We start from the raw sequence: 19,546 nt of genomic DNA, 5'->3' as shown, positions 1-19,546 counted from the left end.
CTCATGAAAGCTAACTCGCTTTGAGCATTTTCTCCATCGAAATTCCGTACCCTTCCATCGGATTATCGACCAGCACATGCGTTACCGCGCCGATCAGCTTGCCGTTCTGCAGGATCGGACTGCCGCTCATGCCCTGCACGATGCCGCCGGTTTTCTCCGCAAGCTGCGAATCTGTCACGCGGAGCATCATGCTGCGCCCGTATTCGTCGTTCGCCGGATAGAGCTTGACGATCTGGACAGAATAACGCTGCACGCTGTCACCGTCCACGTTGGACAGGATTTCCGCGTCACCGACTTTGATTTCGTCTGCCGACGCGACCGGCACGCACTGCAGCTCGCTGTACAGCGAATCGTCCGTTATGGTGCCGAAAATGCCGCTTTCTGTGTTCTGCGCCACGGTTCCGAGCGGTTTTTCGGTCGAAAATTCGCCCTGCAGCGAACCCGGTTCACCCGCTTTGCCGCGCTGCACGCTGCTCACCGTCGAGTGAATGATCGTGCCCTCCTGCAGCGGCAGCAGCACACCGGTCTCGCTGTCGCAGATGCCGTGACCGAGCGAGCCGAACGCGCCGGTCTGCGGGTCAACGTAGGTCAGCGTGCCGATTCCTGCCAGACTGTCGCGCGCGAGCACGCCGATGCGGTACGCACCGGTTTTGTCCCTGCACGGCGTCACCGTGACGCTTTTCTCCGCGTCTCCGCGCTCGAGCGTCAGCTTGATCGGCTGTCCCGCCGAGAGCGCGACCTGCTTCTGCAGATCGTCGTTCGAGTGCAGCGCGGTCTCACCGGCGCGGCACAGCACATCGCCCTCCTGCACGCCCGCCTCCTTCGCAGGGGAGCGCGTGCCGTCCGCGCCCTGCACCTCGGTCAGCTGCACGATCAGCACGCCCTCCGCCTGCATTTTGATGCCGACCGTGTGCCCGATCGGGATGACCTCGGCGATTTTTGCCGCCTGCGCGGAGACTGTTACCGCAAACAGCAGGAACAGAGCGAGCGCCGTGCGTTTTGCGTGATTTTTTTGCATTTTTTCACCTCCGCTATTACTATGCCGCGCAGAGCATGAAAACAACGCTGTGAACCTTTTCTATTCTGCCGGACATTTGGCGGCACGGAAATTCTCTGGGCGCGGAAAGGTTTTCCGGGAACGCAAAACGGCAGTTTCTCTGCGAAAAATGAGAGAAACTGCCGAAATTAGCAATCATTTATTCTGCTTTTGCAGGCGCACGATGACCGAGGAACGATGCTACCGCACGGGCGAGCACGCCGCCGACCGCACAGCCGACGATAATTTCGATCAGACCCTGCACGCCGACCAGTGCAACCACGAAGGACAGCGGGTTAGCCACGCCGAGAGAGGCAACGCGCTCCTGAATGTAGTCGGTCTTGTAGAACACCAGAACGATGTAACCCATGAAGAAAATGGTATTCAGCAGCGGCGCGGACATCGCACCGACGAAATAGCTCCAGCTTTTCTTGCGGTCCATGCGGCGCAGCACGCGGAACAGCAGGCCGACACACCAGCCCATCAGCACGCGCATGACAACGCACAGAACGAAGGTGTTGATCGGGCTGATCTGGAAGAACATGCCGGTCATACCGCCGCCTGCAAGCGCATCCTTAAAGCTGACACAGCCGAATACGCCGCCGAGAATCGCACCGGCGGTCGGCCCCATGGTCATCGCGCCGACAGCGATCGGCACGGTCAGGAACGACATGTACAGCGGACCAACCGGCACGCTGCCCAGACCCATCAGCTTCATCACGACCTCGATCGCCGCCAGCAGCGCCAGCTGCGCGAGATACCGTACATTGGTAGTTTTGTTATTCATTTGTAATTCCTCCTGCTGCCGTCCTGCTTTGACAGGTACAGCGCAATACAAAAATTGTGGTGGTCAGCGATAGAAATTCGCTGCCAAATCTCTTTCAACCCCGATTTTTCTTCCAAATCAGGTGCAGACCATCGAGCACAAGGCTTTCATCGTACTCGAACGGGATACGCAGATAGGGAGTGACGAGCGGCGCAAGCTCTCCGGTGAGCACCACATAGGGCGTTTCGCCGAGTGCTTCCGCAAAGCGTTCGACCATACCGTCCACGAGCGACGCCGCACCGTAAACCGCGCCGACGCGCATGGCATCGACCGTGTTCCGGGCGAGAATGCCCTCGTCCTTGGCGTCGATGGCGACCGCCGGAAGCTGCGCTGCCTGCTCGCGGAGCGCGAGCAGACTCAGCTGCACGCCCGCCGTGATGGCTGAGCCGACCAGCGCACCGGACCCGTCGAGCGCGGTGAACGTGGTCGCGGTGCCGAGCGTAACCGCCACGCACGGCAGCTTTCCCTTGGCACGGGCGGCCACCGCAGCGGCTACGCGGTCCGAGCCGACCTGCCGCGGCTGCTCGGAGCGGATGTTGAGTCCGGTCTTGACGCCGCTCGATACCTCGATGACATCGCGGATGCCGAGCAGACGCAGCGCACCCTCGAGCACGCCGACCATGCTCGGAACGACCGAGCTGACAATACCGCCGTGGATGCGGCGCACGTTCACGCCGTACAGCAAAAGCACCTGCTGCAGCTTGCAGGCGTAGTCGTCGCGCGTCAGCTTAGGCTCGGTTGCGATGGAGGCAGAGAAAACCTGTCCGTCCTCCTCATAGCCGCCGAGCAAAACGCGGCTGTTTCCTGCATTGACTGCAATCAGCATGGTGTGTCTCCTTTTCTGCATAGTTTACCACTATTATAAGACATTGAAAACCGTATTGCAAGGGGAGAGGTACACATTTCTGCCTTATTTCGGCAGCATGATCGGTGCGGAGAGCAGCGCCCACAGCGCCGCGTATTTCGGGCAGATCTGTCCTTGAACGTTGCCGAATTCATGCGAGTAATCCCACACGCGCAGCCGGAAATGCCGGTTGACCGTGCAGCCGACCACATACTCCGCCGCCGTGATGCACGCCGCGCCGCATAAGCAGCGGGAGAGCGGGTTTTCCTCGTGTACGCGCCGCCGCAGCCGCCGCAGACCGACCAGAACCGCACCGCCGGTCAGCGCCATGGTCCAGTGGGTGCGTCCGCGCCAGAGAAGCTCAAGCGCGGCGTAGCCGACCGCACCCAGTGCAAAGACTGCGGGAGTTTGCAGTTTCATTTTCATCACCGCATTTATTTTGCCCGGAATGGCTGGATTTACGCAAGGGTGGAGTAATTGAGAATGGAGAATGAGCGTGGAGATTTGGCATTTTCCATTCTCAATTTGGCATACGCGCAAAATAAAAAGGAGGGAGCACAGCGCGCTCTCCTTGAATACGGCAGAGGGATTAGTCCTCCCTTGTACCTTTTGTGTTGATATAAGCCTATCCGCCAATCCCTCCGTCGATTGGACGGAACTTTAAGCATTGGAAAAGGAGCAAGATGGGTTTTAACCTTGCTCCTATCGGTCAGAATATGCTATTCAGTTCAACAAACTGGAAGTTGTCTGATTAGCAATTATCTTTTGCAATTTATAACTGCATCAAAAAGAATACCAGTACACTCGAGAGTATTGTTACTGTCCCCATTATGATAAACATCATGGAAGTAAAACTTTTTGAAATTGGTCTATCAACATAGCACTTTTTAGGATTGTTTGGATTATAATAAACTGTCATCTTACTGTTGATAGGCCACAACTGCTCCGCAAATTGACGCAAATTTGCAATAGCTCCAGTTTTTACATGTAGCCATCCTTTTTCATCTTCATAGACTTCTGATTTCATCGGTACAGGTACTCCTGATAGTTGCGTTGTTATAATTCCTCGAAATTTTTTCTTTGCTTTATAACAAGTTCCATTCACAAAGTACTCAACGATTGGGTACACTCTTCCATTTCCAGGAAACCCATATTGTTTAACAATACCGTCTGTCTTTTTTGTACACAATTTATTCTGTCTTTTTACAATGATATTGAAAGTAACTCCTAGTAGAACTAATATTACACCAAGACCTCCAACTGTCATCAATTCTAACCATGCAATTTGTATTTCAGCCATAGTTTCATCACCTCAAGTTCCGATTTTTATATTTGATTATAAAATAGATGTCTGCTGTTTGCAATGTATATTTATAAGCTCATTTCCCATAAGTACACAATTCTGAAAAGGGAGAATTCTTTCGTATCATACAATATTTTTGTGCTTCTTTCGAGGCATGAAAAGATGCCGAAGTTGCCTTCGGCATCTTTTGGGTATCCAGTATCGGTTATGTGCGTGATTTAGTGAAATCACCGGAGTTATACCCCATCAACAAAAAGGGTAAAAGGGACGATCAGTCTTCCAGCTTGACACGAGCCTCAAGGTATTTTCTCCGCTCCTCGAAACCCGATCTGCCCAGAAGTGCAAACATATTCTTCTTATAATCCTCAACACCCGGCTGATTGAACGGATTTACGCCGAGCAGGTAGCCCGAAATGCCGCAGGCCTTCTCGAAAAAGTAGACCAGATAGCCGAAATGCCAAGCATCCGTGCGGTCGATCTCAATGATGATATTCGGTGTGCCGCCGTCCATATGGGCGATCAGCGTGCCCTCGTACGCCTTCTGATTGACGTACTGTACGGTCTGACCTGCCAGATAATTCAGGCCGTCGATGTCCTCTTCGGTATGCTCGATGGTAATCTCGGAGCGCGGCTCCTTGACCCACAGCACGGTCTCGAACATGATGCGCGAGCCGTCCTGAATAAACTGACCGATGGAATGAAGGTCGGTGGAGAAATTCGCCGAGGTGACGAACAGACCCTTATGGTCCTTGCCCTCGGACTCATCGAACAGCTGCTTGAGCCATTCGCCGAGCATGACGAGCGACGGCTCGTAGTTTACCATGATCTCCATGGTCTTGCCCTTGAACAGCAGCAGATTGCGCAGTGCCGCATAGCGCGCGCAGTCGTGCAAGGAGCCCTGAGAATAGTCCTCGCGGGAGGCGGCAGCGCCTGCCATCACCGCGTCAATATCCAGACCGGCTGCAGCCATCGGCAGCAGACCGACCGGCGTGAGCACCGAGAAACGGCCGCCGATGTTATCCGGCACAATAAAGGTCTCGTAGCCCTCGTCATCCGCCAGCTTTTTGAGCGCGCCGCGCTCCTTATCCGTCGTGGCGAAAATGCGCTCGCGCGCCCCCTCCTTGCCGTATTTGCTTTCGCACAGCTTTTTCAGCTCGCGGAAGGCGATGGCAGGCTCGGTGGTCGTGCCCGACTTCGAGATGATGTTAATGCAGAAATCGCGGTCACCGATCATCTTGATAATGTCGTTTAAGTAGGACGACGAAATGTTGTTGCCGGCAAAGTACACCTCCGGAATGCCCTCCGGGCGGGTCTGGTTGTAGAACTGACCGTTTACGAACTCGATGGCTGCCCGTGCCCCTAAATACGAGCCGCCGATGCCGATGACGATCAGCACATCGCAGGTCTGCTGAATCTTCTTTGCCGCCTGCTTGATGCGCGCAAACTCGTCCCGGTCATAATCCACCGGCAGATTCAGCCAGCCAAGAAAATCGTTTCCGGCGCCGGTGCCGTTCACGAGCGTGTCCTGCGCTGCCGCGACCTGCGCGGTGTAGTCCGCAATCTCGGCCTCGGTTCGGACAAATCGCCGGAGACCGGTCAGTTTCAGTTTAATTCCCATTACTGCATTTCCCCTTTTGTTATTTCCTCCAAGCCATTTGGCGGGATTTGCTCTCCCTCTCGTATCTAAGTATAGCATACTGACGGAAAAAGGCAAGCATTTTGTTCAAACCTTACAAAAACTTTATCTGCTCGACTGTTTCTGACAGGTAATTTTGCATTATGCAAACCGAACAAAGCTAACAAAAAAGCCGATTCCCATAGTAGAGAATCGGCAAAAATTGTTAGTAAATTGGAAAATTTGCGCAGATATCGCGTACATTTCGGCGGATATCGTTTGCCTTGTTGTCGAAATCGGTTGCGGCCTGCCAGATGAACTCGGCAATGCGGAGCATCTCCGGCGCACCGAAGCCGCGGGTGGTGACAGCGGGCGTGCCGATGCGCATACCCGAGGTGACGAACGGACTTTCCGGGTCGTTCGGGATGGCATTCTTGTTGGCAGTGATGTATACCTCGTCCAGACGGCGCTGCAGCTCCTTGCCGGTCACGCCGGTCTTTCGCAGGTCAATGAGCATCAGGTGGTTGTCCGTGCCGCCGCCGACCAGATCGAAGCCCTGCTTCCGGAGTGCGTCCGCGAGCACGCGGGCATTGGTGACAACATTCTGCTGATATGCCTTGAACTCCGGCTTGAGTGCCTCACCGAAGCAGACCGCCTTTGCGGCGATGACATGCTCGAGCGGGCCGCCCTGTGTGCCGGGGAAGATGGCCTTGTCAAATTTCTTCGCCAGCTCCTCATCGTTCGTCAGGATGACGCCGCCGCGCGGACCGCGCAGCGTCTTGTGCGTGGTGGTGGTGACGACATCCGCGTAGGGAACCGGACTCTGGTGCAGACCGGCAGCTACCAGACCGGCAATGTGCGCCATGTCAACGAACAGGTACGCGCCGACCTCGTGTGCGATTTCGGCGAATTTTGCAAAGTCGATGGCGCGCGGGTACGCGGACGCACCGGCGATGATCATCTTCGGCTGCTCCTTTTTTGCAAGGGCACGGAGCGCATCATAGTCAATGAGACCGTTCTCATCCACGCCGTAGGGCACGATGTTGTACAGCAGGCCGGACTGATTGACCGGCGAGCCGTGGGTCAGGTGACCGCCGTTGTCCAGGCTCATGCCGAGCACGGTATCACCCGGCTTGCACAGCGCCTGATAGACCGCCATGTTCGCCTGCGCGCCCGAGTGCGGCTGCACGTTCGCGTATTTCGCGCCGAACAGCTGGCACACGCGGTGGATGGCGAGGTTTTCCACCTCATCAACGCATTCGCAGCCGCCGTAGTAGCGCTTGCCGGGATAGCCTTCGGCGTACTTGTTGGTCAGCACGCTGCCCATTGCCGCCATAACAGCCTCGCTGACTATGTTTTCCGAGGCGATCAACTCAATGTTGCGCGCCTGTCGTTTGTATTCCGCTTCGATCATACGTCCGAGTTCGGGGTCGAACGCTGTCACGAAGTCCATTGCTTGACGAACCATGATACAGCCTCCTGCCGGATAAGAATTTACTATTATAATTAAACCACATTTTTCGCATGGAATCTATTGACAAACATCTGATTTTTGCGTTAACGCTTTAGCAGTTTATAGTGAAATTGTTACATTGTGCATTTTTGTGCAAACAGTTGCCCTTTTTTCGACGATATGCTACAATTATCGTAGGAAAACTTGTGGAGAGAGGATAACAAAATGACTAAGAAAGAACGTGCCGCCACCGTTACCGAGCTGTTGAAAACCGTCTATCCGGAGGCGGTCTGCGCCCTGCATTATACACACGATTATGAACTGCTGTTCGCCACCCGGCTTTCCGCGCAGTGCACGGACGCGCGCGTCAATATTGTGACAGAAAAATTATTCAAGCAGTTTCCGACCCTGCAGAGCTTCGCGGATGCGTCCGAGGAGGAGATTGCCGAGGCCATCAAGACCTGCGGCCTGTTCCGCACCAAAGCGCGCGACCTCAAGGCGTGCGCCATGATGCTGATTGCCAATTACGGCGGCAAGGTGCCGGATACCATGGAGGAGCTGCTCAAGCTCCCGGGCGTCGGCCGCAAGACCGCCAACCTCATCCTCGGGGATATTTTCGGCAAACCGGCCATTGTGTGCGATACGCACTGCATCAGGCTGTCCAACCGGCTGGGCTTTGTCAAGAACGAGAAGGACCCGGTAAAGGTCGAAAATGCCCTGCGAAAGCTGCTCAACCCGGCGGAATCGTCCGACTTCTGCCACCGGCTGGTGCTGTTCGGCCGCGAGCACTGCACCGCCCGCAGCCCGAAGTGCGAGGGCTGTCCGCTCGGTGCGGTGTGCCCGTCGTATCCCATTGCGAAATAACATAGAGAAAAAGTGGGATTTGCGAAAAAACACAGAAAATCCACTTGGCAAATTTTCATCGTAGGAATATACTGATTTCAGAAAAAGCAAAACCGCAGAACAAGAGTGAGTAAGAGCAAGACTGCGCTTTCAGAGAGCTTTCCGGTGGTGTGAGGAGAGCAGCAGAGGACGTTGCTGAATGGACTTGTGAGGGCAGCCTCAAATCCGCAGGGAGAGTATGGCTGACGGGATTCCCGCCGTTATCATGGGAGCGTGTGTGTTTGCACACGACAGAGTGGACGTTTTTGTACGCCAATTTGGGTGGTACCGCAGAAGTAACAGGCTTTTGTCCCATGATACGTTTGTATCGTGAGACAAGAGCCTTTTTTATTGCGTCTACGACGCTTGCACGAACCCAACAGATAAAACCCGATGAATACGGTTTTTACCGCGCTTGTTATGCAGATGGAGGAAAACACAATGATTACGCCAAGCTGTGATGAGATTTTAGAACTCGCGAAGGAGTATACGACCATTCCGGTCTGCCGCGAGATCTACGCCGATATGACAACGCCGATTTCGCTGCTGCGCCGCCTGCAGACGCGTTCCGACCGCTTTTTCCTGCTGGAGAGCGTCGAGGGCGGCGAAAAATGGGCGCGCTACTCGTTTCTCGGCTACGACCCGATCCTCCGTGCGACTTGCAAAAACGGCGCGGTAACGCTTGAGGGCGAAGATCGTGCTCGTGGTCAACATGAAGACCGACAGCGTGATGGAGAATTACGGCAAGGCGTGTGCGGCACTCGAGGGCATGGCGGCGCTGATCAACGACCAGACCCCGCTTCCGCCGCTCAAAGTCACCAGCAAGCCGAACTTCACCTGCAACGTCACCGAGGCGCAGTACGCCGACATCGTGGAGAAAACCCGCGAATACATCTGATGGGGACGAGATCATGTGTTCCTCTCCGGAAACGCTCGTCCGACTGGATAACGGCCGCCTGACCACCTTCCCGGTGGCCGGCTCTCGTCCGCGCGGCAAAACGCCGGAGGAGGACAAGGCGCTCGAGAACGAGCTGCTTGCCGATGAGAAGGAACTTTCCGAGCATAACATGCTGGTCGATCTGGGCCGCAATGACCTCGGTAGAGTTTCCAAGATCGGCACGGTCGAAGTCACCGATTACATGATGATACACCGGTATTCTAAAATCATGCATATCTGCTCTCAGGTCGAGGGCGACATTGACGAAAAGTACGACGCGTGCGACGCCATCGAAGCGGTGCTTCCGGCGGGCACCCTGTCCGGCGCACCCAAGATCCGCGCCTGCGAGATCATCGAGGAGCAGGAGAGCGAGCCGCGCGGCGTGTACGGCGGCGCACTCGGCTATCTGGATTTCACCGGCAATATGGAATACCTGCATCGCCATCCGCATGGCTGCCAAGAAGGACGGCATCGTGACCGTACAGGCGGGCGGCGGCATCGTCGCGGATTCCGTGCCGTATAACGAGTATATGGAAAGCGCAAACAAGGCAAAGGCAGTTATGAACGCCATCGAGCGTGCATCGGAGGTAGACGGATAATGATTCTCCTGATCGACAATTACGATTCTTTTTCCTATAACCTGTTTCAGCAGGCGGCGGCTATCGAGCCGGATATGCGCGTTGTCCGCAATGACGCGCTCACCGTCAGCGAAATAGAGGGACTGAATCCCTCGCACATCATTCTTTCTCCGGGTCCTGGCTATATGAAAAACTTTCTGTCTATGTAAAGTTTGACCAGAACCGTAGGGCGGGCTGCCCTACGGAGAAGATATCAATTAGTAATGATATAATAGATGTAATAGAAAGGTCGATATATAATGATTCAGCTTGCAATTCACGAAGCGATCAACGGTCGTGATTTGGACTACACCATCGCTCGTGCAACAATGGAGGAAATGATGGACGGCACCGCGACCGACATCGAAATGGCAACCCTGCTGACGGCGCTCCGCATGAAGGGCGAAACCATCACCGAGATTACCGCCTGCGCCGAGGTCATGCGCGAAAAGGGCGCGCACATTGAGCCGAAGGGCGCGGTCATGGACATTGTCGGTACCGGCGGTGACGAAGTCGGCTCGTTCAACATCTCCACGACCGCCGCATTCGTGGCGGCGGCAGGCGGTGTGCCGGTTGCAAAGCACGGCAACCGGTCGGTTTCGTCCAAGTCGGGCGCGGCTGACGTGCTCGAGGAACTGGGCGTTGTCCTTTCTCTGTCTCCCGAGCAGAACGAGAAGGTGCTTGCGGACACCGGCATCTGCTTCCTGTTCGTACAGGGCTATCATAAGTCGATGAAGAACGTGGCTCCCATCCGCAAGGGCATGGGCGAGCGCACCATCTTCAACGTGCTCGGCCCGCTGTCCAATCCGGCGCGCGCGACGATGCAGCTGCTCGGCGTGTATGACGAAAATCTGGTCATGCCGATGGCGCAGGTGCTCTCCAACCTCGGCGTAACGCGCGGCATGGTGGTCTGCGGCGGCGGCACTGCGAAAGACCAGTGCGGATGCCGTTCTGGTAGGCGAGTACCTCATGCGTGCCGCAGATCAGAAACAGGCGCTCGATGCCCTGCGGGAGGCGGTAAAATGAAGCTGAAATGCTGCGGACTGACCCGCAAAGCGGATATCGAAGCCGCAAACAAAGTAAAACCCGATTTCATCGGCTTTGTGTTCGCGGAGAGCCGCCGGCATGTATCGGATTTAGACGCGGCGCGGCTCAAGGAGCACCTTGACCCGCACATCAAGGCGGTCGGCGTGTTCGTAAACGACGAGCCGGAGCATATTGCCGCGCTCGTGCGCGATGAGGTTATCGACATTATCCAGCTGCACGGCGGCGAGAGCTTACATTATATAAACAGGCTGAGGAAGCTGACGAACGCGCCCATCGTCTACGCGGTGCGCGTGGAGACCCACCGCGACATTGAGCAGGCGGACACCCTGCCGGTGGATTATCTGCTGTTGGCTACCTATGTGAAGCACGCCTACGGCGGCAGCAGCAAGACGTTCGACTGGTCGCTGATCGGGCAGGTAAACCACCCGTATTTTCTCGCGGGCGGGCTGAATGAAACCAACGTCCAAAGAGCCGCACAGACCGTCGCGTATGCGCTCGACCTGTCCAGCGGCATTGAAACGGACGATGTAAAGGATATTGACAAGATGCGCCGCGTATCGGCGCTTGTGAAAGGAGCAAACCAATGAGCAAGGGACGTTTTGGCGTACACGGCGGTCAGTACATGCCGGAAACGCTGATGAACGCGGTTATCGAGTTGGAGGAAGCCTACAACCACTATAAGAACGATCCGGAATTCAACGCAGAGCTGACCGAGCTGCTGAACAACTACGCAGGCCGTCCGTCGCGCCTGTACTTTGCGGAGCATATGACCCGCGACCTCGGCGGTGCGAAGATCTACCTCAAACGCGAGGATTTGAACCACACGGGCGCCCATAAAATCAACAACGTGCTCGGTCAGGCGCTGCTGGCGAAAAAGATGGGCAAGACCCGTCTGATCGCAGAGAGCGGCGCCGGTCAGCACGGCGTTGCGACCGCGACCGCTGCCGCTCTCATGGGCAGGGACTGCGTGCCGCACGTCAAGGAGTACGTCAAGAGCATGAAGGACGCAGTACGCTCCGCAAACTAAACAAAAATGAGGGGGAAACGGTTGTTTCTCCCTCGTTTCATATTGATTATGGTGTAATGTTTTGCGTTGATTGTTCATGTTATCGCAGGGCGGGATGACCTCATCCCGCCGTTTCCCAACCCGTTTGCACATTCGTAAATAAAATGGAGAATGGTAAATCAAAAGGTTCATTCTCCATTCTCCATTTTCAATTAGTAATTGTCAGCCTTGAGTTCAAAGTAGGCTTTAGGATGTGCACAAACCGGGCAGACCTCCGGCGCCTGTCTGCCGACAACGATATGTCCGCAGTTGGAGCACTGCCATACGCAGTCGCCGTCGCGGGAAAAGACCAGCTTGTCCTCGACATTCTTGAGCAGCCTGCGGTAGCGTTCCTCGTGCTCCTTTTCGATCGCGCCGACCATCTCAAACAGGTCCGCGATGTGGTCGAAGCCCTCCTCACGCGCCTCTTTGGCGAAGGTAGCGTACATGTCGGTCCACTCGTAGTTTTCGCCCTCTGCGGCAGCCTTGAGGTTGGCGGCGGTGTCATCAATGCCGCCGTTGAGCAGCTTGAACCAGATTTTCGCGTGCTCCTTCTCGTTTGCAGCGGTCTCCTCGAAAATTTTCGCAATCTGCACATAGCCGTCCTTTTTCGCCTTGGAGGCAAAGAACGTGTACTTGTTGCGTGCCATGGATTCTCCTGCGAATGCGGTCTGCAGGTTTGCTTCGGTGCGGGTGCCCTTGAGTTCTGCCATAACAGTTATCCTTTCTCCACTTTTCTTATTCTTCCAGTCTCCCTTGACGGTCAGACCGTTCTGACTGCTCTTTTAGTCTTTCCTGCAAGCGCTGCAAATACCCTCGAACAGAATTTCGTACCGATGCAGCTCCACGCCGGAGGAATCCTCCACGCGGTCGATGAGATCGGTGACAGGCGGCATAAATACATCAAAAACGCCGCCGCACTTGGTGCACCGCACATGATAATGCGGCTTGATGTTGAAATCAAAGTGATCGGCACCGGTCGGCACAGGCACGCGCAAAATCTCGCCCTGAGCTGCCAGCTGGTTCAGATTGCGGTAAACCGTGGCCTTGCTGATGGTCGGGTGCTGCGCCGCGATAAAGGCATAAATCGCATCCGCGGTAGGGTGGTTGTGCAGCTGATTCACTGCCTGCAATACAATCTGACGCTGAATGGTGTTTCTGGTCTGCATAAAATGCACCTCCTTTATTAGTATTACTTCTTAATTAAGAGTATATTGTAAATTTGTATTTTTGTCAATCGGTAAGAAATACTTTTTTGAATAATGTATGGGAGGAGATTTTGAAAAGGTTGCAGGCGATACGGAGAGTAATATAAACCGGGGAATGGAGATGGCAGTATGAATCGAACGGAGTTAGAAAAAATATATACGGAATAATTATGGTACAGAGCCGGATTATCCGTGGATAAAGTATCCGAATTATGGAGTGTTCCGCCATAGCAGTAATAAAAATGGTTTGCCGGGTGCGGATGAAAACAAAAACGAGCCGTGAATCACATGAAGATTCACGGCTCGTTTGTTATAGTACATAAAGAAACACCATCAGATAATGACAAACACTGCCGACGATTACGAACAGATGAAACAGCTCATGAAACCCGATCATCAGTCCGAGATTCGGCTTTTTTGCGATATAGATCACGCCGCCGACCGTATACGCCAGACCTCCGGCAGCCAGAAGGGCAATGGCAGGCGAGGGCATGGACAGCACAACTCCGAAATCAAACGCGATCGCCCAGCCGAGCGCGAGGTACAGCGCGGTGCCGATGAGACGCGGCGCGTCAATCCACAGCAGCTTGATGGCAATGCCGGTCAGCGCAATCAGCCAGATCACGCCGAGAAAGACATAGCAGCGCGGCGCAGGCATGAATTTGAGAATAATCGGCGTATAGCTGCCCGCAATCAGCACATAGATCATGCTGTGGTCGAGCTTTTTCAGCCGCCGCAGGACGGCTTCGCCGCGGCCGGAGAAATGGTACACGCTGCTTGCGGAGTACAGCGCGATCAGCGACAGGCAGAACACCACGGCAGCAGCCGCCAGCGAGCCGGTGACGGACGAATCGAACAGCAGCCGCACGAGCAGCACGAACAGTCCGGCGCCGCTGAGCACCGCACCGATGAAATGAGAGTAACTGGAAAACGGCTCACGGGCCTTGAGAAATGCACGAGGCATACAAACTCCTCCTTTTGCTATGTAGAGTTAAAAACTATATCACATCTGTTATGATACCACATTTTCTGAAAATTGCAAGTGCTTTCTCCAAATTGTCACCATGAAAAAAGCACCGTCTTTGTTAATCAAAGACAGTGCTTCAGCTTGTCGAAAAAGCAATATTCGATTTTTATGCTTCGTGCGGCAGCACACATTCAATCGAATTTGCTTTGCAAATTCATAAATGCCGGGAGCATGTATCTCGGAATTTATACAAGGGAAGAAAAAATGTGTCCGCAGGACGCGGTTTTTCTTCGAGATTCGCTCGAAAGCGTGGTTTCGAGCGAGAGGCTGTTCGGAAAACAAAGTTTTTCGACAGTCTCAAGCACCGTCTTTGTTAATCAAAGACAGTGCTTGGGCAATCAGGTATACGATTTCGGAATCTTTATGGTTCTCTCCTGTGCGGGAAGATGCCGGGCGACTTCCTGCCGGATTTTTTCATTTTTTATCATGGTCGGCATGTGCGCCCGCACGGTAATATCGTGCGAGGCGTTCGGGTTCGCCGGAAGAATATCGCTCAGTTTGGTGTCCATCGTGATGCGGTAACGCGGCAGATCGGTCAATTTGCGCTGAATAGACGCCGTTCCGGTGTTGGTCAGCACGCTGACCTGAATACCGTTTTTTTGCAGCAGCGGCTGCATCCACTCGTCGCGCGCGCCGAACGGATATGCGAAAAACAGCACGTTTTTCTGGCTGGTATTTTGCGTGATGAGGTCGATGCTCTGCTTGAGGTCCTCGCCGACGCGCTTGTTATACGCCGCCTGCGACTCGCCCTTCAGCCGCTGGATGCCGTTGATGCCGTCCGGTGCGGTCAGTCCGCCGTACTGCGGGTTGTGCAGGTTGTAGGTATGAGAACCCAGCTCTACCAGACCGCTGTCAGCCATTTCGGCTGCCTCGTCCCACTTGAGGAAAAAGCGGTTCGCTTCCGTGTTGTCGTTTGCGCGGATGCTTTTGCCGATCAGTGCAATGACGGCTTTCATGCCGGTTTTCTGCAGAATCGGGTACGCAATATCGTAATTGGAGCGATAACCGTCGTCAAAGGTGATCATGACCGGCCGCTCGGGCATGGACTCCCTTCCGGCTCGGATGTCGATCAAATCCGAGGAGAGCAGCGGCGTGTAGCCGTTGTATTCCAGATATTCCATGTCCTCCTGAAACCGCTCGCCGGTGATGGTCATGCTCGTCACGGCGGACGGGTCGTTCGTCAGGTTGTGGTACATCAGAATCGGAACCTTCGAGGCAGTATTTGCCGCGCTGCAGCTGATGCAGGATACAAAAAATGCACCTGTCAGTCCGAAAAGAACCAGGCGTTGCCAGAATTTTTTCATATGTAAGCCTCCTACCGCTTATTGTTCGTTCAGTATACCATAATATAGTGGGTTTGTCGAGCGGCATAACTCTTGCGTGAAGCGCGCAAAAGGCTTATAATAATAGCATTGCAGGCTGCATGGACAGACGAAAAATTGCGTGTTTCTGTTCAATGTTGCAATTGTTAATATTTTGTAAAAAGATGAGGTGAACGCCATGCCGCGGCTGGAGAAAACCATAGAAGCGGTCTTTGCCGACCGCGATATCATGCCCGACGAGGTGCCGCAGCTTGACCTGTATATGGATCAGGTGCTGACGCTGTTCGATCAGTGCTTATCGGGCAGCAAGCGCACGCCGGAGGATAAGCTGCTGACAAAAACCATGGTCAACAACTACGTCAAGGAAGGGCTTATGACGCCGGTGAAGGGCAAAAAATACACGCGCCAGCAAATCATGCAGCTGCTCTGCGTGTACCATTTGAAGCAGACGCTGCGCTTAAACGATGTGAAGGCATTGACCGGTCGGGACGATGTGGACTTTGCGGCGTGCTACGAGCATCTGCTCGCGGACAAGAAGCGCATGCGCGAAGCCATTCCACCGCTGCTGACCGCCCAGCTGCCCGAGACGCCGGATGACCCGGAGGAGCGGCTGTGCACATGCCTTGCGCTCAGCGAAATTGCAAATTATTTACGTCGGCTGTGCGAAAGCATGATCGACGATATCCCGCAGCAGACAGAAGGAGATTGAGATCCATGTCCATCGAAAAAGCAAAAGCGTATCTGCGTCAGTTCGGCGCAGAGGATCGCGTGATCGAATTCCCGGTGTCCAGCGCGACCGTGGAGCTGGCCGCCGAAGCTGCCCACTGCGAACCGGCACGCATCGCAAAAACGCTGTCGTTCCGCACGAATGACGGCGTGATCCTCATCGTTGCGGCAGGCGACACCAAGATCGACAACCCGAAGTACAAGGCGCGGTTCGGCTGCAAGGCGCGGATGCTCGCGTTTGAGGAGGTCGAGACGGAGATCGGCCATGCGGTCGGCGGCGTGTGCCCGTTCGGTGTGAACGACGGCGTAACGGTCTATCTCGATGAATCGCTCCGACGGTTCGAGACGGTATTCCCGGCGTGCGGCTCGTCTAACTCAGCCATCGAGGTCACCATCCCGGAACTGGAGAAATTCTCCAGTTTCAAGGCATGGGTGGACATCTGCAAGGGCTGGAGAGAGGCGTGAGCACGGTTGCCATCGGGCAGTTCAGCGCCGGAGAGGACAAAAATGCCAATCTCAGGGAAATAGAACGCCTTGCACAAAAGTCGGCGGAAAATGAAGCAAAAATGCTGTTTTTACCGGAATACAGCATGTATTACGCAAAAGTGAACGCACGGTCGAAAAATATCGAGGCCGCAGAGCCGTGTGACGGCGCGTTCATTATTGCGCTCGGTGAGCTTTGCCGGAGATACGGCCTGTGGATTGCCGCAGGCATGTACGAGCGCACGGACGGTCTGCCGTACAACACGATTGCGGTTCTTGACGACCGCGGCCGCCTGCGCGGAACGCACCGCAAGAACCGTTTGTACGATGCGTTCGGCTATCGGGAATCCGATGAGTGCCGGGCAGGGGACAAGCCGTTTTCGCCCATCGAGACACCTGTCGGAAAACTGGGTATCATTACCTGCTTCGAGCTTCGGTTTCCGGCGCTTGCCGCCGAGCAGAAGGCGCGCGGCGCCGAGACGCTGTTCGTTCCGGCGGGCTGGGTGCAGGGCGAGAACAAGCTGCTGCACTGGCGCACCCTGCTGTGCGCGCGAGCCATCGAGAACGGTCTGACCGTGCTCGGTGCAGATCAGTATGCGCCCGGAAAATTTGTCGGGCACAGCATGGCGTTTCAGCCGGACGGCACCGCGCTCGGTGAACTCGGGGAAGAGCAGAATTTGCTTATCGTGAAAATCAATTGATGAAAATTAACATGCAGTGAAAGGGGAGAGCGAATGAAGGCTGCAAGGTTTTTCAGCATCTGTGAAATCGTTTGCTTTGTCGGCCTGGCGCTGTCGTATGCAGGCGAATTTCTGTGCGCTTTTGTGGCGCAAGGAACGGATAAGGACATATTTCAGATGGGATTATTCCTGTTCTGGCTGCTTATTGGGCCGTTGGCAATCTGCAATCTGATTTGCGCTGCTGTGATGTACAGGCGGCTGTCCGACCCGGCGGTGCGGCAGACGCTGTGGCGCTGCATCATTGCAATGAAGTGCATCGCGATTCCAATGTTCCTGCTGAATTTCTTTTTCGGCATGATTTACGGCATGTTTACGCTGATTTTCCCGATGACGCTGCCGGTCGTGCTCTTACAAATGCTGGTTGCCTGGTTTGCCATGATGGCCTCGTCCGGCTACTGTATTGCGCTCATCCTGTATGCGCGCAGGCAGGGCAAAATCAGCACCGGAACCGCAGTCCTGCAGGTCATTTCCCAATTTATTTACGTTGTTGATGTCATTAGCCTGTTTTTCATTCGCAAGACGGTAAAAGAATGCGAAACGGCACAATAAGTTAAAAAAGGAGTATCATCATGCAGTTTGATCCTACATTGTATGTCATTACGGACAGTACCTACCACACGACCGAGACCCTGCTCCGCGCGGTGGACGAGGCGTGCAGGGGCGGTGCAACGCTCATTCAACTCCGCGAGAAGGACACCGGCGGACGCAGCTACCTTGAGCTGGCGCAGCAGGTCAAGTCCGTCACCGACCGCTACAGCGTGCCGCTCATCATCGACGACCGTGTGGACGTTGCCATTGCCTGCGATGCGGCCGGCGTGCACGTCGGCGCGAGCGACCTGCCGGTGGCAGTCTGCCGCAGGCTGCTCGGCCCGGATAAGATCGTCGGCGCAACTGCCAAGACGGTCGAAGCGGCCGTTGCCGCGTACAACGACGGCGCGGATTACCTCGGCACCGGCGCCATTTACCCGACGACCACCCACGTTACCACCAAGGTTACGCCGGTCTCCGTGCTGAACGATGTGTGCCGCGCGGTCCCGATTCCGGTGGTTGCCATCGGCGGCCTGAACGCGGATAACATGGACGTGCTGGCCGACAGCCCCATCAAGGGCATCGCCGTGGTCTCTGCCGTCATGAAGGCAGACGATCCGTGCGCGGCAGCTGCGTATATCAAGGAAAAATTCCTGAAAATGATGAATAAGTAAGAAAAAGCTCCGAAACAGGCGTTTCGGAGCTTTTCTTTTGCAGGTCAGTTGTTTGGTTCGATCGCGTAATCGTAGACCTCATGTCCGCTTTCGAGCACCTTGCCGTCCACGGTGATGAGCACTGCGGTTGCGCCGCGCGCCTGCGCGAACGTGTTGACCAGTGCGTAGATCTTGAGCGTTTCACCGGCGGTGCCGGAGGCGCGGATCGCCTCACCGAAGGCGGCATTCATGTCGAGCGTGAGCGTGCCGTTCTCGAGTGACGAGGACTGCACCTTGACGCCCTCGGGCAGAGAGCTTGCGGCGATGAGTGCGTCCACGAGCGACTGGTCGGAGTCGTCCTTCGCGTCTGCGCCGGTCGGCGTGAGCGTTTCGCCCTGTTCATCCGGAACGTAGATCGTGACCGATTCCGTGCCGCTCGGATTGGGGTTTTCCGGCTGTACGGCAGGTTCATTTGTCTTGGAATCGGACGGTTTGCCGGAATTGCTGTCGTCCGGCGTGGTCGGGTTCTCCGGCTTGGTAACAGCAGGCTTTTCCGGCTCATCGGCGGGCTTGCTGCGGACATATCCATATACACAGGCTGCGGCGACTACTGCAATGATCGCAATTACGGCTATAATAACTTTTGAGCGTTTCATTGTAAACGCCTCCTTTCTCTTACAAGCTTATTGTATCAAGCCAGACGGGAAAATACAAGGGATATACTGTTAACAAACGGCGGCTTTTTGCCCCGGTTTGGGCGGCAGCCTTTTTCAGCACCGGCTAAGCGGGGGGCTCGAACTGCCGCAGGCGTGTTCGCCCCTTCCGGGCGGCAGCTTGTTTTCAGCACCGGCTGAGCGGGGGACGCGAACTGCCACAGGCGGGTTCGCCCTTTCCGGGCGGAGAGTTTTCCGCTGAACCTCAGCGGGGCGTGCGCCTACCCGGCGGGGGCACAAGAGGGTAGACACCTACGGTTTCCACCCTCTTGTGAATCACCCCTTTCCCTTGGAGGGTCTGGCGCAGATTGCCGACATGTGACCGCTGCGAAATAGGGGAACGGCAGAGGATTTTTTCTCTGCTGAGGACGAACTACCTTCGGAGTCCGTCCTCTTGAGCAACCTGTTCGCAGTGTCAGATACCGTTCTGCTACACAGGTCGGCTACTTCCAGCAGGCGCGACATAACAGTGTCGCGCAACTCGTAAGTCTGGCGTTTGCGGACAGCACCTACGGATTAGGCGTTCGGTGCAATTTATCCT

19 protein-coding genes and 3 pseudogenes are annotated in these 19,546 nt (G+C 55.2%); 10 read left to right on the top strand and 12 right to left on the bottom strand.

What is annotated here, in order from left to right:
- Window positions 1–10: 10 nt before the first annotated feature.
- From spoIVB to glyA, 7 genes are all read right to left on the bottom strand, one after another.
- On the bottom strand, window positions 11–1,018 hold the full coding sequence (gene spoIVB, locus DW088_RS11135; protein ID WP_118360775.1) for a SpoIVB peptidase: 1,008 nt from the start codon (window positions 1,016–1,018) through the stop codon (window positions 11–13).
- 178 nt (window positions 1,019–1,196) lie between these two features.
- Window positions 1,197–1,823 carry an ECF transporter S component gene (locus tag DW088_RS11130; RefSeq protein WP_118360774.1) on the bottom strand — a complete coding sequence of 209 codons (627 nt, stop codon included), beginning with the start codon at window positions 1,821–1,823 and terminating at the stop codon, window positions 1,197–1,199.
- 94 nt (window positions 1,824–1,917) lie between these two features.
- Window positions 1,918–2,688, bottom strand: a complete 771-nt coding sequence (locus DW088_RS11125; RefSeq protein ID WP_158574677.1) for a type III pantothenate kinase — start codon at window positions 2,686–2,688, stop codon at window positions 1,918–1,920.
- Between the two features lie 84 nt (window positions 2,689–2,772).
- Entirely contained in the window at window positions 2,773–3,126 is a 354-nt protein-coding gene (locus DW088_RS11120; protein ID WP_243029890.1) for a putative ABC transporter permease, read from the bottom strand.
- A gap of 352 nt (window positions 3,127–3,478) precedes the next feature.
- Window positions 3,479–4,006, bottom strand: a complete 528-nt coding sequence (locus DW088_RS11115) for a DUF3592 domain-containing protein (protein WP_117819228.1) — start codon at window positions 4,004–4,006, stop codon at window positions 3,479–3,481.
- A gap of 274 nt (window positions 4,007–4,280) precedes the next feature.
- Entirely contained in the window at window positions 4,281–5,627 is a 1,347-nt protein-coding gene (locus tag DW088_RS11110) for a glucose-6-phosphate isomerase (RefSeq protein WP_118360772.1), read from the bottom strand.
- Window positions 5,628–5,850: 223 nt separating this feature from the next.
- A complete protein-coding gene (glyA, locus tag DW088_RS11105) occupies window positions 5,851–7,092 on the bottom strand; it encodes a serine hydroxymethyltransferase (protein WP_118360771.1) in 1,242 nt (413 codons plus the stop codon).
- Between the two features lie 210 nt (window positions 7,093–7,302).
- On the opposite strand from glyA, the gene nth reads away from it, so the two are divergent.
- The 5 genes and pseudogenes from nth to DW088_RS11075 form a co-directional block, all read left to right on the top strand.
- Entirely contained in the window at window positions 7,303–7,941 is a 639-nt protein-coding gene (gene nth / locus DW088_RS11100) for an endonuclease III (RefSeq protein ID WP_118360770.1), read from the top strand.
- Window positions 7,942–8,400: 459 nt separating this feature from the next.
- Window positions 8,401–9,495 (top strand): annotated as a pseudogene (locus DW088_RS16625) (anthranilate synthase component I family protein).
- A pseudogene (locus DW088_RS11085) lies at window positions 9,495–9,656 on the top strand (glutamine amidotransferase-related protein); the annotation flags it as partial. The pseudogenes DW088_RS16625 and DW088_RS11085, both read left to right, overlap by 1 nt.
- A 117-nt stretch (window positions 9,657–9,773) precedes the next feature.
- Window positions 9,774–11,147, top strand: coding sequence for an anthranilate phosphoribosyltransferase (gene trpD / locus DW088_RS16750; RefSeq protein WP_118360767.1), 1,374 nt, complete (start codon window positions 9,774–9,776; stop codon window positions 11,145–11,147).
- A pseudogene (locus DW088_RS11075) lies at window positions 11,144–11,545 on the top strand (pyridoxal-phosphate dependent enzyme); the annotation flags it as partial. The gene trpD and the pseudogene DW088_RS11075, both read left to right, overlap by 4 nt.
- A gap of 233 nt (window positions 11,546–11,778) precedes the next feature.
- Here the strand turns inward: DW088_RS11075 and rbr are convergent.
- The 4 genes from rbr to DW088_RS11050 form a co-directional block, all read right to left on the bottom strand.
- A complete protein-coding gene (gene rbr, locus DW088_RS11070) occupies window positions 11,779–12,318 on the bottom strand; it encodes a rubrerythrin (protein WP_110437340.1) in 540 nt (179 codons plus the stop codon).
- Window positions 12,319–12,390: 72 nt separating this feature from the next.
- Window positions 12,391–12,774, bottom strand: coding sequence for a Fur family transcriptional regulator (locus DW088_RS11065; protein ID WP_118360766.1), 384 nt, complete (start codon window positions 12,772–12,774; stop codon window positions 12,391–12,393).
- A 349-nt stretch (window positions 12,775–13,123) separates the two neighbouring features.
- Window positions 13,124–13,777 carry a PAQR family membrane homeostasis protein TrhA gene (gene trhA, locus DW088_RS11055; protein ID WP_118360765.1) on the bottom strand — a complete coding sequence of 218 codons (654 nt, stop codon included), beginning with the start codon at window positions 13,775–13,777 and terminating at the stop codon, window positions 13,124–13,126.
- Window positions 13,778–14,178: 401 nt separating this feature from the next.
- Window positions 14,179–15,144, bottom strand: a complete 966-nt coding sequence (locus DW088_RS11050; RefSeq protein ID WP_118360764.1) for a polysaccharide deacetylase family protein — start codon at window positions 15,142–15,144, stop codon at window positions 14,179–14,181.
- Between the two features lie 196 nt (window positions 15,145–15,340).
- Here DW088_RS11050 and DW088_RS11045 point away from each other — a divergent pair, with 196 nt between their 5' ends.
- Genes DW088_RS11045 through thiE form a run of 5 tightly spaced genes read left to right on the top strand, consistent with a single transcriptional unit; the run spans window position 15,341 to window position 18,313 of the window.
- The gene (locus DW088_RS11045; RefSeq protein WP_117492121.1) at window positions 15,341–15,871 is read left to right on the top strand and encodes a DUF1836 domain-containing protein; all 531 of its coding nucleotides are present in this window, start codon (window positions 15,341–15,343) and stop codon (window positions 15,869–15,871) included.
- 5 nt (window positions 15,872–15,876) lie between these two features.
- Window positions 15,877–16,353: a YbaK/EbsC family protein gene (locus tag DW088_RS11040; RefSeq protein ID WP_118360763.1), complete on the top strand. Its 477-nt coding sequence runs from the start codon at window positions 15,877–15,879 to the stop codon at window positions 16,351–16,353.
- Window positions 16,350–17,072 (top strand): nitrilase-related carbon-nitrogen hydrolase, encoded by a 723-nt coding sequence (locus DW088_RS11035; protein WP_158574676.1) that lies wholly within the window; start codon window positions 16,350–16,352, stop codon window positions 17,070–17,072. Before DW088_RS11040 ends, DW088_RS11035 begins: the two co-directional genes overlap by 4 nt.
- 33 nt (window positions 17,073–17,105) lie before the next feature.
- Window positions 17,106–17,660, top strand: a complete 555-nt coding sequence (locus DW088_RS11030; protein WP_118360761.1) for a DUF6652 family protein — start codon at window positions 17,106–17,108, stop codon at window positions 17,658–17,660.
- A 20-nt stretch (window positions 17,661–17,680) separates the two neighbouring features.
- Window positions 17,681–18,313, top strand: coding sequence for a thiamine phosphate synthase (thiE, locus tag DW088_RS11025; protein WP_118360760.1), 633 nt, complete (start codon window positions 17,681–17,683; stop codon window positions 18,311–18,313).
- A 44-nt stretch (window positions 18,314–18,357) separates the two neighbouring features.
- Here the strand turns inward: thiE and DW088_RS11020 are convergent, their stop codons facing one another.
- A complete protein-coding gene (locus tag DW088_RS11020; RefSeq protein WP_118360759.1) occupies window positions 18,358–18,948 on the bottom strand; it encodes a GerMN domain-containing protein in 591 nt (196 codons plus the stop codon).
- Window positions 18,949–19,546 lie beyond the last annotated feature (598 nt).

The sequence above is a fragment of the Butyricicoccus sp. AM05-1 genome, from assembly GCF_003474415.1.
GTDB classification, from domain to species: Bacteria; Bacillota; Clostridia; order Oscillospirales; family Butyricicoccaceae; genus Agathobaculum; species Agathobaculum butyriciproducens.
The sequence above is the reverse complement of the archived record's forward strand: the minus strand, read 5'-3'. Positions and strand labels throughout refer to the sequence as shown.